Raw genomic sequence first — 15,601 nt, 5'->3', positions numbered from 1 at the left:
GGCGGGGCGTCAGGACACGAAGACCTTGGTGATGCCGCCGAGGTAGCCGACGACCCTGGCCGGCTCGCCGCTCTCCTTCGCCGGAACCACGCTCACGTACTGCTGCGTCTCCACGGTGCGCAGCTCCTTGCGGGCGTAGGGCTCGGTGGTCAACCCCCGCGCCTGCCGGGGGACCGCGATGTACGGCGCGCAGGGATCGACCTTGATCGTCCTGGTCGTCGTCCTGACCAGGGAGTACATCACCAGGGCCCCGCCGTCTCCGGTGCGCAGCGCGTGGACCGGGTAGCCGGCCGCGGCGAAGATCGAGTCGTAGCCCAGGCAGCCGTCCCGCTTCTCCGCCGTGCGCGCGGCGGCGATCTCGGTCGCGTGGGCGGTGGTGTGCGGGCCCTCGGCGATCAGCCCGGCGGAGAACCCCGCCGCCCCCTCCTCCGCCGTGGTCGCGTGGAGCGGCGCCATCAGCCGGGGGCTGATCGCCACGGTCATGTCGTCCTCGGCCAGGGCGGTGGCGTACCCCTCGGCGTCCAGGGCGATCTCGGGGAGCACGTCGTCCAGCAGCGACAGGGAGCTGACCTGCCAGTCGTCCGCGCCCTGCCGCACCACCGTCAGCACGGCGGGGCGGGCGCGCCCGGCGGCATCCCGGCGGTCCACCACGGCGGCGAACCAGACGGGCCCCCGCGCCAGGCGGGGGACCAGCAGCCGCGGCTCGCCCCAGGTGTAGCGGGGCGGGTCCCCGCCCTCGGCCTCCGCGCTGTCGTAGGCGGCCTGGGTGAGCGCCAGGTGCCCGTCGCGGGCCTGCTTGAGCAGGTGGTGCCGGTCGGCCAGCAGGTGCGGCGCGGCCGCGCCGAGGACCTCGTCGGCGGAGAGGAGGTCCCGCAGCGCCCGGCCCGCCTCCTCCAGCGTGACCTGCGGGCGCACGGAGGGCGTCGGCGCGGGGGCGGTGCCGCCGGCCGGGGCGCTCGGGGAGGGGGCGGCGTCGCCGGACCCGGAGCAGGCCGCCGCGGACGCCACGGCCACGGCCACGGTCAGCGCGAGCAGCCCTCGTCGCCCGTGTCCCCGCACGCCAACCTCCCGATGGTCCCCGCCGCGGCGCCCATGCTATGGCCTGTCCGGTCGTGAGGGCTCGTGCCGTACACAACCGTGCCGTACACAACGGGGTGCGGTGGTCGCGTACCCTTTACAGACGTGGCAGTCATCGATCCGGCAGAAGAGATCAACGAGCTTACCGGCACGCTGAGAAGCATCCAGGACGTGCTGGACCTCGACGCGATGCGCAAGCAGATCGAGGAGCTGGAGGAGCAGGCCGCCGCGCCCGACCTGTGGAACGACCAGGATCGGGCCCAGAAGGTCACCAGCAAGCTGTCCTACATGCAGGGCGAGGTCAACAGGATCGAGTCCCTGGGGCGGCGCCTGGAGGACCTGGTGGTGCTCTACGAGCTCGCCGCGGCCGAGGACGACGCCGACACCCTGGAGGAGGCCGGCCGCGAGCTGGAGTCCCTCAGGGGCGACATCGGCGCCCTGGAGGTCCGGACCCTGCTCTCGGGCGAGTACGACGCGCGTGAGGCGGTCGTCACCATCCAGTCCCAGGCGGGCGGTGTGGACGCCGCCGACTGGGCGCAGATGCTCCAGCGGATGTACCTCCGCTGGGCCGAGCGCAAGGGCTACCCGACGGAGGTCTACGAGACCTCCTACGCCGAGGAGGCCGGGATCAAGTCGACGACCTTCACGGTCAAGGCGCCCTACGCCTACGGCACGCTCCGCGGCGAGCACGGCACCCACCGGCTGGTCCGGATCAGCCCGTTCGACAACCAGGGCCGCCGGCAGACCTCCTTCGCGGGCGTGGACGTGGTCCCCGTCGTCGAGACCACCGACCACATCGACATCAACGAGGACGACCTGCGGGTCGACGTCTACCGGTCCTCGGGCCCCGGCGGGCAGGGCGTCAACACCACCGACTCCGCGGTGCGCCTGACCCACCTGCCCACCGGCATCGTGGTCTCCTGCCAGAACGAGCGCTCGCAGCTGCAGAACAAGGCGACCGCGATGGCCGTCCTGCAGTCCAAGCTGCTGGAGCGCAAGCGGCAGGAGGAGGCGGCGGCGCTTAACGAGATCCGCGGCGAGTCCACCACCTCGTGGGGCACCCAGATCCGCAACTACGTGCTGCACCCGTACCAGATCGTGAAGGACCTGCGGACGGGCACCGAGGCGGGCAACCCGGGCTCGGTGCTCGACGGGGACATCGACGGGTTCATCGAGTCGGAGATCCGCTGGCTGCGCCGCCAGGAGGCGGGCACCGACGCCTAGACCGGGTCCGGGCTGCTGTCGTCCGGGGCGACTGAGGTGGTCAAGAAGGGCGGGCACCGACGCCTGGACCGGGTCCGGGCCTCCCGGCGGGCCGGGAGGCCCCCGGGCCGCTCAGCCCTTCGCCAGGTGCTCCAGCACCAGGGTCAGGAAGAAGAGCACGATCAGCGCCAGCGAGACCATCGCCGGGGTCATCCCGCCCAGGCCCGCCTGGTGCATCCGGTCGCGGTTGGCCCGGCACAGAGGGCAGCGGCCCTCGGCGACGGGATGGGCGCACCGCGCGCAGACCAGGTCGTCACAGCTCATGGGGTCCTCCCCTTCGGAGTCGGAACCACTTTATGCGGTCGTTACCGGGCGCCGAATCGTTTTGTTTCCGTTATGGACCTTCCATGCCGGTCTTCCCCCTAGACTGGGCTCCGGCCAACCGGAACGTCGATCCAGGTAAAGATCGGCGCCCCCCGGCCGGCGAGAGGCGGAAAGTGGACCTCTGCCACTACCGCGACCGTCCTAACCCCTAGACTGGCATGCCGTGATGCGCCCGTGATCCATTTTGATAATGTCACCAAGGTCTACGCGAACCAGAACCGCCCCGCGTTGGACCACGTCAGCGTCGACGTCGACAAGGGTGAGTTCGTGTTCCTCGTCGGCCCCTCGGGGTCCGGGAAGTCGACCTTCCTCCGACTGATCTTGAAGGAGGAGCGCCCCAACTCCGGGGCGATCCACGTCGCCGGCAAGGATCTTGCCCGGCTGTCGAACTTCAAGGTCCCGCACCTGCGCCGCCGGATCGGCTGCGTCTTCCAGGACTTCCGGCTCCTGCCGAACAAGAACGTGTACGAGAACGTCGCGTTCGCGCTGGAGGTCATCGGCAAGCCGCGGCGGTTCATCCGCAAGGTCGTGCCCGAGGTCGTCGAGCTCGTCGGCCTGGAGGGCAAGGCCCACCGGATGCCCGACGAGCTGTCCGGCGGCGAGCAGCAGCGGGTCGCGATGGCCCGCGCGTTCGTCAACCGGCCGATGATCCTCCTGGCCGACGAGCCGACCGGGAACATCGACCCGGCGACGAGCATCGGCATCATGAAGGTCCTCGACCGGATCAACCGGACGGGCACCACGGTCGTCATGGCCACGCACGACGCGGCCATCGTCGACTCCATGCGCAAACGCGTGGTGGAACTGGAGGACGGCAAGATCGTCCGTGACCAGTCGCGTGGCGTGTACGGCCAGGCGTACTGAGTCCCAGGACGTCCCGGAACCCGGAAAGCGACAGCGACAGGAAGAGCATGCGGGCAAACTTCATCTTCTCCGAGGTCTGGATCGGCCTCCGCCGCAACCTCACGATGACCATCGCGGTCATCGTGACCGTGGCGATCGGCATGGCGCTGCTGGGCGTCGGTCTGATGATCAACTCCCAGATCTCCGGCATGAAGGACTCCTGGTTCGACAAGGTCGAGGTCTCGGTCTTCCTGTGCAAGAAGAACGACCCCTTCCCCCAGTGCAAGGGCAGCGGCGGCGTCGACGCGCAGGAGCAGGCGGCGCTGAAGGCGACGATCGAGGCCATGCCGCAGGTCGAGCGGGTCGAGTTCGAGGACGCCGCCAAGGCCTACGAGAACTTCAAGGCGCAGAACGCCAGCAACAACGTGCTGATCTCGGCGATCCAGGTCGAGGACATGCCCGAGTCCTTCCGGGTCAAGCTCAAGAACCCCGACGAGTACGGCGCGGTGATCGAGGGGCTGCAGGGGGCGCCCGGGGTCTCCAACGTGATCAACCAGAAGGAGATCCTGGAGAAGTTCTTCGGCCTGCTGGAGAAGCTCCGCTGGGCGGCGCTGACGATCGCGATCACCCTGGTCTTCGCGGCCGCCCTGCTGATCGGCAACACCGTCCGGCTGTCGGCCTACAACCGCCGCCGTGAGACGGGCATCATGCGGCTGGTCGGCGCCTCGAACCTCTACATCCAGCTCCCGTTCGTGATGGAGGGCGTCATCGCCGGCCTGATCGGCGGCGTGATCGCGGCGGTCCTGCTGATCGTCAGCAAGGTGTTCCTCTTCGACAGCGTGCAGCTCTACCTCGGCGGGACGGCCCAGCTCTCCTGGGAGACCGTCGCCTCGGCGATCAGCCTCACGATGATCATCGGCGTGCTCATCTGTGTCTTCGCCTCCTTCGTCACGCTCCGCCGTTACCTCCGTGTGTAAGGCATCCCGGTAGGCTCCAGGCATGCCACGTGAGACCGGGCGGAAGGTCATCGCCCAGAACAAGCGTGCCCGGCACGACTACCACATCGAGGACACCTACGAGGCCGGCCTCGTGCTGCAGGGCACCGAAGTGAAGTCGCTGCGACTGGGCCGCGCCTCCCTCGTCGACGGATACGCCACCGTCAAGGACGGCGAGGCGTGGCTGATCAACATCCACATCCCGGAGTACACCATGGGGACGTGGACCAACCACGCGGCGCGGCGCACCCGCAAGCTGCTGCTGCACCGCAAGGAGATCGACAAGCTGGTCGCCAAGACGAAGGAGGGCGGCCTGACCCTGGTCCCGCTCTCCCTCTACTTCAAGGACGGCCGGGCCAAGGTCGAGCTGGGTCTCGCGCGCGGCAAGAAGGACTGGGACAAGCGGCAGACGCTGGCCGAGAAGCAGGCCAAGCGGGAGATGGCCCGCGCGGTCAGGCACCGGAACCGGTGAGCGTGACGGGAAGGGCTCGCAGGGCCGTGACGGCGGCGCTCGCGCTGGCGGTGACGGCCCCCATGCTGTCCGGGTGCTTCGAGGAGCCGTCGGCCCACGACGCGGTCCGCGATTTCCTGGTCGGCTGGCAGACCGGTGACTACGCCATGGCCGCCCGCCGTACCGACGGTGACGAGGGCAAGGTGCGCCAGGCGCTGGAGGACGTCCGGATCCAGCTCGACGCGGCCTCCTTCCGCTTCGGTCTCAAGGGGGTCCGCCGGACCGGGGACGAGGCCGAGGCGACCTTCGAGGCCGAGGTGGACCTGGGGGAGAACAACCCCCTGTGGGAGTACGACGGCAGGCTCCCGCTCCGCCTGGTGGACGGCCGGTGGAAGGTGCGCTGGTCGCCTGCCGTGCTCCACCCCGAGCTGCGCGAGGGCCAGCGCTTCGCGGTGGACACCGATCCGGAGGACCGCCAGCCGATCGTGGACCGCAACAACGACCCGCTGCAGCAGCCCGCCAACCTGCACGTGGCCAGCGTCACCCCGGCCAGGCTGCAGGACGCGGCCGGGCTCTGCGAGCGGCTGGCCGCGGTGACCGGCTTCCCCCAGGACCGGTTGCTCAGCCGGATCCGCTCGGCCCCGCCCAGCGAGGAGCTGCCGCTGGTCACCTTCGGCCGGCTCCGCTTCGCCCAGCTCCGCTCGAAGCTGGAGGCCATCGAGGGCCTGAAGTTCTCCGTGCGCGAGGCGTCCGTCGCGCCGGACGCGCCCACGCAGATCGTCGGCACCGTCACCGCGGTCACGCCGGAGACCGAGCAGCAGCTCGGCGGCCCGCAGCGCGCCGGGGACACCGTCGGCCGGAGCGGGCTGCAGAAGGCCTACCAGGAGCACCTGACCGGCTCGACCGAGACCAGCGTCATCACCGTGGACCTCAAGACGCTGGAGCCCGTCACCGAGCTCGCCAAGTGGCGGCCCGGCCGTACGGCCTCGCCGGTGCGCACCACGCTCGACCGGAAGACCCAGGCGGCGGCCGACTCCGCGCTGGCCGCGACCGGCCCGGGCATGCTGGTCGCGGTCCAGGGCTCGACCGGCGAGGTGCTGGCCGTGGGCGGCACCAAGGACTACCACCAGGAGAAGCACGCCTTCGCCGGGGAGTTCCCCGCCGGGACCGCGTTCTCCGTCATGGCCGTGGAGGGGCTGCTCAAGTCCCGGGTCGACCTGGAGCAGAAACTCGACTGCCCCGCCGAGCGGACCGTGGGCGGGATCCGGTTCCGGCAGGCGGGCGCGTCCGCCGGCGGCACCCCGACGATCCAGGCCAGCTTCGCCGGCGGATGCGTCACGGCTCTGGCCTCGCTCGCCCGCAGGGTGGACGGCACCGCGCTGACGGCCGCCGCCGCGAAGTTCGGCATCGGCGTGCCGTGGACGCTGCCGCTGAAGTCCTTCAGCGGGAAGGTGCAGCCGCTGAAGAACGACGCGGCCACGGCCAGGGCCCTGGCCGGGCAGAACGTCTCGGTCAGCCCGCTGTCCATGGCGCTGGTGGCGGGGGCGATGGCCTCCGGCACCTGGCATCCGCCGATCCTGGTCAAGGAGCCGGCGACGCAGGACCCGTCCGACGAGGCCGAGGCGCCCAGGCAGGTCTCCCCGATCGACCTCGACGAGGAGACGACCGCCGCGCTGCGCTCCCTCATGCGCGCCGGCGTGACCTCGGGGTCCGCCCGCGCGGCCGCGGCGCCGGGCGACCCGGTCCACGGCATCACCGCCGCGGCGTCCGCCGACGACAAGCCGCTGTCCTGGTTCGTCGGCTGGCAGGGGGACGTGGCCGTGGCGGCGCTCGTGGAGAGCCCGGACTCCACGGCCGGGGCGGTCGCCGCCGGCCGGTTCTTCCGGAACCTGCGCGCCGGGATGTGAGTCTCGGCCGGGATGCGAGTCCCGGCCGGGATGCGAGCCGAGGAAGAACCGGGAAGAAGATTCGTCACCGTGAGCAACCATCCGGGGCTCCCCGTGCGTCCTCCCCAGTGACTGAGCACCGCTCGGGGGGTTGCGGGCTCAGTCGCCGTGATGAGATCAGGGCTTCGTCTCGGGGGAGGCCCTGCCGTCACGACCGGCTCGACCCTGCCGGTCGGCCCCGGGGGCGCGTGCGAGACGCCGCGCCTCCGGGGCTTCGCCGTTCCTCCCTCCTGGAGGGGGGCGGCGGGAATCCGGCGGGCGCGGGAGGCGTTGTACCCGATGGCTTTCGAAGACGTCCCGGACGAAGGTCCGTCCGGCCGGAGGGAATCCGGTTGGCGCGGACGGTGTTGTAACCGGTATCTTCGGATCGTCCGCCCCTCCTCGTGGGGAGCGGGTTGACAACTCAACAGGGGGGTGACTGGTTTCGACTTTGGCTTTGCAAGTCAGGAGAAGCGGGTCGAGGACTGCGGACATAACCTCGTTAATCCTGTGACCGCGACCAATAAGTGCCAATAAGACGCACTCCGAAGTCAAGAGCCAGGGCAACCTGGCCCTCGCCGCCTAAGCAGCGAGTGGCTTCTGTCGGCCCGGGAGCGCCTCCGGCCCGGATCCGGCATCGCTAGGAGGCTCAACCGCAAGACCCGGCCACGGGGTCGAGCGGGAAATCTAACAGTGGCTGAGCCCGTCGGCGTCTTGCCTGCGTGATCGCCGGGGCTGAGAAAAGCACAGCAGGCTGCACCCGGAGAAGCCCTGTCTTGGAGTTGAAGGACGCGGGTTCGATTCCCGCCACCTCCACCCCCGCTCCGCATTCGAAACGTGTGGAGCAGATCGCCGAAGGGCGGTCGGCCGGCGACCTCGCCGACCGGCCGCCCTTCGGCTTTCCCGGACGCGGTACGGCTGCGCACCGCCGTCTCTCCGCAGGCCGGGCGATGCGGCATCCTGTCACGCGGGTTCACGCCTCGGTCGGGTCACGGGAACCACGGTGAGGAGATGGTCGAGGCCTTTGAAATCTCCAGGGTTGCAGGTGTAGAGCGGCAACCGGTTCGCGATGGCGACGCAGGCGATCATCAGGTCCGCGGTCCGGGGCCGAGGTTTGCGGCCCGAGGCGACGACGGAGATCCAGAGCTGGCCGTACTCGCGGGCGGCGGTGTCGTCGAACGGCAGAGGATCGAACTCGGCTTCGGCGCCCTGCAGGATCTTCATCCGCTGGGCGAGTTCCTGTGGTCCGTCGGCCACCAGCACCCCGGCGGACAGCTCCGCCGTCGTTATCGCACTGATCATCATCTCGTCGGGCAGTTCGTCGGGGTCGATGTCCGCCCGCAGGATGAGGATGTTGGTGTCGAGCAGTCCCAGCGGATGGGTCACCGCTGCTCCTCGGAGAACTCGCCCCTGCCGTAGGCGCGATCGTAGGGGTCGTAGAGGTCGTCGTTCACGTGGCGGTCCATGTCCGCGCGGAACTTCCGGTCGTCGAGGCGCGGCATGCCCCGTGACATGGCGGCGAACTCGGCGCGGGAGACGGCGCGTCGCCGTCGGCGGATGGGAACCAGGTCGCCGATGTGATGGCCGTTCCGGGTCACGGCGAACCGCTCGCCGCGTTCAAGGGCGTCCATGATCTCCGCTGAACGATTACGCAGGTCGCGCTGCGATATCTCAGATGCGCTGCTGGGTTCCGGCATGCTCATGCACCGACCTTACGCCTTATGTGCTACATGGTGCTATCAAGTGGCACTCCTTTTCGGGAGTGGGGGTGGGGCGGAGGAACGCTTCATGCGCCGTCGTCGCGTCCGCGTGACCGTGCGCTTCTCAGACCGGAACGCTGAGAGGCGTGGTGGCGCGGCCGGTGGCCTCGTAGAGGGCGGCAGAACGAAACCGGACGCCCAACGGAAGCCGGAGGTGCGAGGGCGGTGATCAGCCGGAGGCGCGCCGGCTCTAAGGTGCGAGGCGGAGGGCCGGGACGCGCTGTTCCCGCCGGAGCCGGAAGGGGCCGCAAGATGACCACGACAGGGACGAACTGGGCGGGCAACATCACCTTCCGCGCCGGGCGGGTCCACCGCCCGTCCTCCGTCCCGGAACTGCGGGCCCTGGTCGCGCGGAGCGGGCGGATCCGGCCCCTGGGCACGGGGCACTCGTTCAACGACATCGCCGACTCGCCCGGCGACCTGGTCTCGCTCGCCGGCCTGCCGCCCGAGGTGGAGACGGACGCCGGGACCGGGACGGTGCGGGTCGCCGCGAGCGTGCGCTACGCCGAGCTGGGCCGCCGCCTGCACGAGGCGGGGTACGCCCTGCCCAACCTCGCCTCCCTGCCGCACATCTCCGTCGCCGGCTCCTGCGCCACGGCCACCCACGGCTCCGGCGACGCCAACGGCAACCTCGCCACGGCGGTCTCCGCGCTCGAGCTGGTCACCGCGGACGGCGATCTGGTGACCCTCTCCCGGGACGCGGACGGCGACCGGTTCCGCGGGGCGGTCGTGGGCCTGGGGGCCCTGGGCGTGGTCGTCGCGATGACGCTGGACGTCGTGCCCGCCTTCGGCGTGCGGCAGTACGTCTACGAAGGGCTGCCGTTCGAGGTGCTGGACGACCACTTCGACGCGATCGTCTCCGGCGCGTACAGCGTGAGCCTGTTCACCCGCTGGAGCGGCCCGCTGATCGACCAGGTGTGGGTCAAGCACCGGATCGGCCCGGAAGACGTGGAAGGCGCGGGAGGCGCGGACGGGGCGGCCGGTGCAGGTGGCGCGGCCGGTGGTGCACCGGCGGTGGTGCGGGCCGGGGCGGTCGGCGGTCCGGCGCCGGAGGCGGAGCCGTACGGCGCGCGGCTCACGGACCTGTACGGCGCGCGGCCGGCGGACGGCCCGCGCCACCCCGTGCCCGGCATGTCCGCCGTCCACTGCACCGAGCAGCTGGGCGTGCCGGGACCGTGGTTCGAGCGCCTGCCGCACTTCCGGCCGGACTTCACCCCGAGCAGCGGGGAGGAGCTGCAGTCGGAGTACCTGCTGCCCCGGCGGCACGCCGTCGCGGCGCTGCGCGCGCTGGACCGGGTCCGCGACCGGATCGCCCCGGTCCTGCAGGTCTCGGAGGTCCGCACGGTGGCCGCCGACGAGCTGTGGATGAGCCCGTCCTACCGGAGGGACACCGTCGCGGTGCACTTCACCTGGGTCAAGGACGCCGCTGCGGTGCTCCCGGTGATCGGACTGCTGGAGGAGGTCCTTGAGCCGTTCGAGGCCAGGCCCCACTGGGGGAAGCTCTTCGCCACCCCGCCCGCCGTCCTGCGGTCCCGCTACGAGCGGCTGCCGGACTTCCTGGGCCTGGTGCGCGAGTACGACCCGGCCGGGAAGTTCTCCGGCGACTTCCTGGAGCGGCACCTCCTCCGGGACCTCTGAGACGGGCTTGCCGGGGCCGGGCGGTACGGAGGCACCGGCGGGCCCGGCGCCGTGGCGCGCCGCGGGGCCATGGAAGACATGGAAGACATGGAAGACATGGAAGACATGGAAGACATGGAAGACATGGAAGGGGCATGGGAGACCAGATGCCGTGGCGCGCCGCCGGGCGCGTCCGGAAGCCGCCGGAACACACTGGTTTACTGATCACCATGACGAATCTCCGTGACAAGGCCGACCTCTTCCACTCCCTGCACACCCGGGAAAGCCGTCCGCTGGTCCTCGCCAACGCCTGGGACGTCGCCAGCGCCCTGCTCGTGGAGGAGGCGGGTGCGGAGGCGGTCGCCACCACCAGTGCCGGGGTGGCGTGGAGCCTCGGCGCCCCCGACGGCGACCGGCTCGACCGGGACCGCGCCCTCGACCTCGTCGCGCGGATCGCCGCCGCGGTGCGGGTGCCCGTCACCGCCGACATCGAGAGCGGGTTCGGGGACACGCCCGAGGCGCTCGCCGAGACCGTCCGCGGCGTGATCGAGGCGGGCGCGGTGGGGGTCAACATCGAGGACACGGTCCGGGACGGGGCCGCCCCGGCGCTGCGCCCGGCCGGGGAGCAGGCCGCCCGGATCGCCGCGGCCCGCGCGGCGGCCGACGCCGCGGGCGTGCCCCTCTACATCAACGCCCGGGTGGACGTCTATCTGCGCGGCTCCGGAGAGCCGGAGGCGCGCCTGGCGGAGACGCTGGAGCGCGCCGCCGCCTACCGGGACGCCGGGGCCAGCGGGATCTTCGTCATCGGCGCGCCCGACTCCGGCGCGATCGCCGCCCTGGTCAAGGGGGTGGGCCTGCCGCTGAACGTCCCCTGCGGGCCGGGCGCGCCGCCCGTCGGAGAGCTGGCCGCCCTCGGCGTGGCGCGGGTCAGCGCGGGCGCGGACCTCGCCGCGGCCGCCTACGGCCTCGCCCGGCGGGCGGCGCGGGAGCTGTACCAGGAGGGCACCTACACGGCGCTGGCCGGAGGGGTCGAGTTCGGCGATCTCAACGGCCTCCTGGCCCGCGGGGAGGGCTGAGGGCCCGATGTCCTCCCGGCCTGGCGGTCTGGTGGTGGTGCCGAACCCGGTGCCCCTCCCGGCCGGCACGGGTGAGGGATCACCGGAGAATCCGGAGGACGCCCCGGCCTTCAGGCCGGGGAGGAATCCGGCCTCCCGCGTAGCCGGGCAAGGGCGGCCGGATCGCCGTCAGGGCGATCCGGCGTCGTCGCCGACCGCATCGAGGGCGACCTCCAGCAGGTGCAGGATCTCGGAGTTGACCGACCGGCGGTCCTTGCCCGCCCGCGCGGCGATCCGGTCATGGAGGTCGTCGGGAATTCTGAGCGAGAAACGAACCATGGCATTATCATGGCACCATGACGACGCTACGGGAAACCGGCGGGACCGCCCACGCCCGGTACACCTACCGGCTGCGCGTGTCGTCTGCCGCCCGCACCGCCCTGCTGGCCGAATGGGACCGGTGCCGGTGGGTGTGGAACCAGTGCGTCGCCACCTCCCGGACCGCCCACCAGACCAGGCAGGAATGCGGCCCGGCCACACTCGACAAGACACTGACCGGCTGGCGCGCCGAACACGACTGGCTGCGCGCGGGGGCGTCGGTGCCCCAGCAGCAGACCATCCGGGACTTCGCCACCTCCCGGGCCAAGGCCCTCAAAGACATCACGGCCCGGCTGCCGATGCGCCGGCGTGCCGGGATGCCCCGCTTCAAGAAGAAGGACCTGGCCGCGCCCACGCTCAACTACACGCGGCGCGGCTTCCGCCTCCACGACGGCCGCCTGCACCTGGCCGGCGGCATCGCCTTGACGGTGGTGTGGTCGAGGGACCTGCCCGCCGGCCCCTCCTCCGTGCGGGTGTACCACGACAGTCTCGGCCACTGGTACGCCTCCTTCGTCGTGCCCGCGCAGGCCGAACCGCTGCCGCAGACCGGCCGGGCGATCGGCGTCGACTGGGGCGTCAAAGAGGTCGCGACCACCACCAGCGACGCCCATGACCTGCCGCACCCCCGGTACGGCCGGACGGCCGCCGCGAAACTGGCGCGCTACCAGAAGATGATGGCCCGCCGGAAGCCCGCCCGCGGGCAGGCGGCCTCCCAGGGCTACCGCACGGCCGCCCGGCAGGCCGCGAAACTCCACAAGAAGGTCGCCCGGCAGCGACAGGACGCGGCCCGCAAATGGGCGAAGAAGGTCGTCCGCGACCACGACGTGATCGCGGTGGAGGACTTTCGGCCGAAGTTCCTCGCCAAATCCACGATGGCGCGCAAGGCCGCCGACGCGGCGATCGGAGCGACCAAGCAAGCGTTGATCGAGATGGCGCGCAAACACCGGCGGGACCTGCGCCTGGTGCATCCCGCGCACACCACGATGGACTGCGCGCGGTGCGGAGCGAGAGCCAAGCACGCCCTGCCGCTGTCGGAGCGCACCTACACCTGCACCGCGTGCGGAGCCTCGTCTCCCAGGGACAAGAACTCCGCCCGCGTGATGCTGATCCGGGCCGGTCTGGACCCGGCTGGTGTCGATCGCGGAAGACCTGATGCCCCGCCGGGGCGTCAGGCGGCGTGAGCCGGGAATCCCCTCCCCTTCAGGGACGGGAGCAGTCAATCCTCGGAGAGCTCGCCCAGGGTGACGGTGACGGTCGGGGTGGAGCCGTCGGGGCGCAGGAGTCCCACCTTCGCCTCGTCACCCGGCTTGAGGGTGGCGAGCACCTCGGAGAGCGCCTGCGTGGTCGGGGTCTCGGTGCCGTTGACCGAGACGATCACGTCGCCCGGCTCGATGCCGGCCCGCTCGGCGCCGCCGCCCTCGGTCACCCGCATGACGCCGACGCCCACCGCGCCGCCCTGGCCGCCGACCACGGTCTGCACCGAGACGCCGAGCGCGGCCCGGCGGGTGTTGACGACCTTGCCGCCCTTGATGATCTGACCGGCGATGTCGGTCACGGTGTTGGACGGGATCGCGAAGCCGATGCCCGGGGCCGCGCCGCCGCCGAGCTCGGGGTTGGTGGCGGCGAGGGTGGGGATGCCGATGACCTCGCCCGCCAGGTTGACCAGGGCGCCGCCGCTGTTGCCCGGGTTGATCGCGGCCGAGGTCTGGATGGCGTTGGTGATCGTGGCGCCGGGCGAGCCCTGCGTCTGGGGTTCGCTGACCGTGCGGCCCAGCGCGGAGACGATGCCGTTGGTCACGCTGCCGGACAGGCCGAGCGGGTTGCCCATTGCCAGCACGATCTGGCCGACCCGGAGTCTCCCGGAGTCACCGAACTTCGCCGGGGTGAGACCGGTGGGGTCGTCCACCTTGATCACGGCCAGGTCGCCAAGCTCGAAGGCCTCGACCAGCCGGGCGGGCCGGGGGGCGCCGCCGCTGGCCAGGGTGACCTCGAACTCCCTGGCCTGGCCGATCACGTGGGCGTTGGTGACGATGTGGCCCGCGGTGTCGTAGACGACGCCCGAGCCCAGTCCGGTCCTCGTGTTGATCTGCACGATGGACGGGAGCACGTCGCCGATGACCTTCTCGTAGGCGGCCTCCAGCGCCGCGGGCCCGCCCTCGGGGGCGGCGGGGGAAACGGGGGAGGCGGTGGCGGCGGGGCTTGCGGGGCTTCCGGCGGGCCGGGCACCGATGTCCGCGCTGCAGCCGCCGAGCGTCACCGCGACGGCGGTGAGCAGTGCGAGATGCGCGAGTCTCTCCATGCGGGCCTACCTTCCCGGCCCGTGGGAAAAGATTACGGTTCCGCCGCCCGCCGCCCGCCGGGCCGGGAAAGCGTGGAGGGTCGGGACGGCCGGTCAGGACGACAGGTACGCCTCGCGCACGCCGATTCGGCTGAGCTTGCCGGTGGGCGTGCGGGGGAGCCGCTCGCGATACTCGATCAGCCGGGGGTGCTTGAGCCTGGCGAGCCGGCCGGCGCAGTGGGCCAGCAGGCCGGCGGTCAGGTCCGGGCCGGGTTCGGCACCGGGCGCGGGCTGGACGAGGGCGACGACCTTGTGCCCCCATTCCGGGTCCGGCACGCCGATCACCGCGACGTCCGCCACCGCGGGGTGCTCCAGGAGCACCGCCTCCACCTCGGCGGGGTAGATGTTCACCCCGCCCGAGATGATCAGGTCGGTCCGCCGGTCGCAGAGGAACAGGTAACCGTCGGAGTCGAGGTAACCGATGTCGCCGGCGGTGTAGAGGCGGCCGAGCATCGAAGAGGCGGTCTTGGCCGGGTCCCGGTGGTACTCGAACCGGTTGATGCCGCCGATGTAGACGAGGCCGGGTTCTCCGGGGGGCAGCTCCTCGCCGTCCTCGCCGACGACGGAGAACCGCATGCCATCGACCGCCCGGCCGACCGTGCCCGGCCTGGCCAGCCACTCCGCGGAGGAGACCATGGTGACCGCGGCGGCCTCGGTCGAGCCGTAGTACTCCCACAGCACCGGGCCGAGCCAGTCGATCATCGCCTGCTTGGTGGCGGGCGGGCAGGGGGCGGCCCCGTGGTAGAGGTGCGTCAGGGACGACAGGTCGTACTTCCCCCTGACCTCGGCGGGCAGGGCCAGGAGCCGGTGGAACATGGTCGGCACCATGAACGTGTTCGTCACCCGGTGCCGCTCGACCAGCTCCAGGACCTCCTCGGCGTCGAACCGCTCCGTCAGCACGAGCGAGTGGCCGTACTGCAGCGCCATCATGGCCTGGCCGTACGGGGCGGAGTGGTAGAGCTGCGACAGGACCAGGTGGACGCCGTCGGGCGGCAGCCGGAAGTGACGCCAGCTCTTGCGGACCAGGATGGGGAAGAGCTCCTCGGGGGTGACCTCGATCAGCCGCTTGCGCACGCCCTTGGGCCTGCCGGTGGTGCCCGAGGTGTAGAGCATCATCGATCCGGCCCGGCGCTCGGCGGGCGGGGCGGCGGGGCGGCCGGCGGCGAGCGCGTCGACCTCCTCGTAACCGCCCGGTACGGCGTCGGCGTACCGCTCGCAGCCGACCACGACGCGGGCCGCGCAGTCGGTGACGATGTAGCCGATCTCCTCGGCGGTGTAGTGCCAGTTCACCGGGACGAGGTAGGCGCCGATCTGGTAGGTCGCGAGCATCATCGTGATCGCGTCGACGCCGTTGGGCAGGACCGTCACCACGGTGTCCCCGGGGGTGACGCCGCGGGCGAGCAGTCCGTGGGAGACGCGGTTGACCCGGTCGTGCAGGTCGCCGTACGTCACCGGCACGGCGTCACGGCCGGGAGCGGTGCTTCCCAGGACGGCGGCGCGGGCGGGGTCGGCGGCGGCGATCTCGTAGAAACCCCTCATGAGCGCGACCATACAGAACTAGATTCTGGTGTTGGA

At 71.5% G+C, this 15,601-nt stretch carries 15 protein-coding genes and 1 other RNA gene; 9 read left to right on the top strand and 7 right to left on the bottom strand.

All coding sequences use genetic code 11. The annotated features are described in order from the left end of the window. Positions 1-9: 9 nt before the first annotated feature. Positions 10-1,059, bottom strand: coding sequence for a DUF8094 domain-containing protein (locus IEZ07_RS08410; protein WP_191894231.1), 1,050 nt, complete (start codon positions 1,057-1,059; stop codon positions 10-12). 123 nt (positions 1,060-1,182) lie between these two features. Here IEZ07_RS08410 and prfB point away from each other — a divergent pair, with 123 nt between their 5' ends. Continuing rightward, positions 1,183-2,301, top strand: a complete 1,119-nt coding sequence (gene prfB / locus IEZ07_RS08405) for a peptide chain release factor 2 (RefSeq protein ID WP_191894230.1) — start codon at positions 1,183-1,185, stop codon at positions 2,299-2,301. A 111-nt stretch (positions 2,302-2,412) separates the two neighbouring features. Here prfB and IEZ07_RS08400 read toward each other — a convergent pair whose 3' ends face one another. After that, positions 2,413-2,604, bottom strand: coding sequence for a hypothetical protein (locus tag IEZ07_RS08400; RefSeq protein ID WP_068894616.1), 192 nt, complete (start codon positions 2,602-2,604; stop codon positions 2,413-2,415). A gap of 234 nt (positions 2,605-2,838) precedes the next feature. On the opposite strand from IEZ07_RS08400, the gene ftsE reads away from it, so the two are divergent. The 5 genes from ftsE (at position 2,839) to ssrA (ending at position 7,697) form a co-directional block, all read left to right on the top strand. Beyond that, the gene (ftsE, locus tag IEZ07_RS08395) at positions 2,839-3,528 is read left to right on the top strand and encodes a cell division ATP-binding protein FtsE (protein WP_043620538.1); all 690 of its coding nucleotides are present in this window, start codon (positions 2,839-2,841) and stop codon (positions 3,526-3,528) included. 47 nt (positions 3,529-3,575) lie between these two features. After that, a complete protein-coding gene (gene ftsX / locus IEZ07_RS08390) occupies positions 3,576-4,484 on the top strand; it encodes a permease-like cell division protein FtsX (RefSeq protein ID WP_068894617.1) in 909 nt (302 codons plus the stop codon). Between the two features lie 22 nt (positions 4,485-4,506). Then, on the top strand, positions 4,507-4,974 hold the full coding sequence (gene smpB / locus IEZ07_RS08385; RefSeq protein ID WP_068894618.1) for an SsrA-binding protein SmpB: 468 nt from the start codon (positions 4,507-4,509) through the stop codon (positions 4,972-4,974). After that, complete coding sequence (locus IEZ07_RS08380; protein WP_239319687.1) at positions 4,971-6,860, top strand: penicillin-binding transpeptidase domain-containing protein; 1,890 nt, start codon at positions 4,971-4,973, stop codon at positions 6,858-6,860. The genes smpB and IEZ07_RS08380 overlap by 4 nt, the downstream gene beginning before the upstream one ends. A 449-nt stretch (positions 6,861-7,309) precedes the next feature. Then, positions 7,310-7,697: a transfer-messenger RNA gene (gene ssrA / locus IEZ07_RS08375) on the top strand. Between the two features lie 144 nt (positions 7,698-7,841). Here the strand turns inward: ssrA and IEZ07_RS08370 are convergent. Together IEZ07_RS08370 and IEZ07_RS08365 are read right to left on the bottom strand one after the other, a co-directional pair. Beyond that, positions 7,842-8,264: a type II toxin-antitoxin system VapC family toxin gene (locus tag IEZ07_RS08370; protein ID WP_191894229.1), complete on the bottom strand. Its 423-nt coding sequence runs from the start codon at positions 8,262-8,264 to the stop codon at positions 7,842-7,844. Next, positions 8,261-8,575 carry a type II toxin-antitoxin system Phd/YefM family antitoxin gene (locus tag IEZ07_RS08365; RefSeq protein WP_191894345.1) on the bottom strand — a complete coding sequence of 105 codons (315 nt, stop codon included), beginning with the start codon at positions 8,573-8,575 and terminating at the stop codon, positions 8,261-8,263. Before IEZ07_RS08365 ends, IEZ07_RS08370 begins: the two co-directional genes overlap by 4 nt. A gap of 315 nt (positions 8,576-8,890) precedes the next feature. Between IEZ07_RS08365 and IEZ07_RS08360 the strand changes: the two genes are divergently transcribed. Then, positions 8,891-10,276: a D-arabinono-1,4-lactone oxidase gene (locus tag IEZ07_RS08360; protein ID WP_191894228.1), complete on the top strand. Its 1,386-nt coding sequence runs from the start codon at positions 8,891-8,893 to the stop codon at positions 10,274-10,276. A 209-nt stretch (positions 10,277-10,485) separates the two neighbouring features. Continuing rightward, complete coding sequence (locus IEZ07_RS08355; protein ID WP_191894227.1) at positions 10,486-11,331, top strand: isocitrate lyase/PEP mutase family protein; 846 nt, start codon at positions 10,486-10,488, stop codon at positions 11,329-11,331. 168 nt (positions 11,332-11,499) lie between these two features. Here IEZ07_RS08355 and IEZ07_RS08350 read toward each other — a convergent pair whose 3' ends face one another. Continuing rightward, positions 11,500-11,649 (bottom strand): Arc family DNA-binding protein, encoded by a 150-nt coding sequence (locus IEZ07_RS08350; RefSeq protein WP_191894226.1) that lies wholly within the window; start codon positions 11,647-11,649, stop codon positions 11,500-11,502. A 17-nt stretch (positions 11,650-11,666) separates the two neighbouring features. Between IEZ07_RS08350 and IEZ07_RS08345 the strand changes: the two genes are divergently transcribed. Next, complete coding sequence (locus IEZ07_RS08345; RefSeq protein ID WP_191894225.1) at positions 11,667-12,869, top strand: RNA-guided endonuclease InsQ/TnpB family protein; 1,203 nt, start codon at positions 11,667-11,669, stop codon at positions 12,867-12,869. Between the two features lie 35 nt (positions 12,870-12,904). Here the strand turns inward: IEZ07_RS08345 and IEZ07_RS08340 are convergent, their stop codons facing one another. Then, on the bottom strand, positions 12,905-13,987 hold the full coding sequence (locus tag IEZ07_RS08340; protein WP_191894224.1) for a S1C family serine protease: 1,083 nt from the start codon (positions 13,985-13,987) through the stop codon (positions 12,905-12,907). Positions 13,988-14,080: 93 nt separating this feature from the next. After that, positions 14,081-15,565: an AMP-binding protein gene (locus IEZ07_RS08335; protein WP_191894223.1), complete on the bottom strand. Its 1,485-nt coding sequence runs from the start codon at positions 15,563-15,565 to the stop codon at positions 14,081-14,083. Positions 15,566-15,601 lie beyond the last annotated feature (36 nt).

It is taken from the genome of Planomonospora parontospora, from assembly GCA_014647935.1.
In the GTDB taxonomy this organism is placed as follows: Bacteria; Actinomycetota; Actinomycetes; order Streptosporangiales; family Streptosporangiaceae; genus Planomonospora; species Planomonospora parontospora.
The sequence above is the reverse complement of the archived record's forward strand: the minus strand, read 5'-3'. Positions and strand labels throughout refer to the sequence as shown.

Bases quoted from the DNA above. Each gene is read 5' to 3' on its own strand.
- IEZ07_RS08350 (WP_191894226.1), bottom strand. From the start codon at position 11,649: ATGGTTCGTTTCTCGCTCAGAATTCCCGACGACCTCCATGACCGGATC.
- smpB (WP_068894618.1), top strand. From the start codon at position 4,507: ATGCCACGTGAGACCGGGCGGAAGGTCATCGCCCAGAACAAGCGTGCC.
- IEZ07_RS08400 (WP_068894616.1), bottom strand. From the start codon at position 2,604: ATGAGCTGTGACGACCTGGTCTGCGCGCGGTGCGCCCATCCCGTCGCC.
- IEZ07_RS08335 (WP_191894223.1), bottom strand. From the start codon at position 15,565: ATGAGGGGTTTCTACGAGATCGCCGCCGCCGACCCCGCCCGCGCCGCC.
- IEZ07_RS08340 (WP_191894224.1), bottom strand. From the start codon at position 13,987: ATGGAGAGACTCGCGCATCTCGCACTGCTCACCGCCGTCGCGGTGACG.
- IEZ07_RS08355 (WP_191894227.1), top strand. From the start codon at position 10,486: ATGACGAATCTCCGTGACAAGGCCGACCTCTTCCACTCCCTGCACACC.
- IEZ07_RS08360 (WP_191894228.1), top strand. From the start codon at position 8,891: ATGACCACGACAGGGACGAACTGGGCGGGCAACATCACCTTCCGCGCC.
- ftsX (WP_068894617.1), top strand. From the start codon at position 3,576: ATGCGGGCAAACTTCATCTTCTCCGAGGTCTGGATCGGCCTCCGCCGC.
- IEZ07_RS08365 (WP_191894345.1), bottom strand. From the start codon at position 8,575: ATGCCGGAACCCAGCAGCGCATCTGAGATATCGCAGCGCGACCTGCGT.
- IEZ07_RS08345 (WP_191894225.1), top strand. From the start codon at position 11,667: ATGACGACGCTACGGGAAACCGGCGGGACCGCCCACGCCCGGTACACC.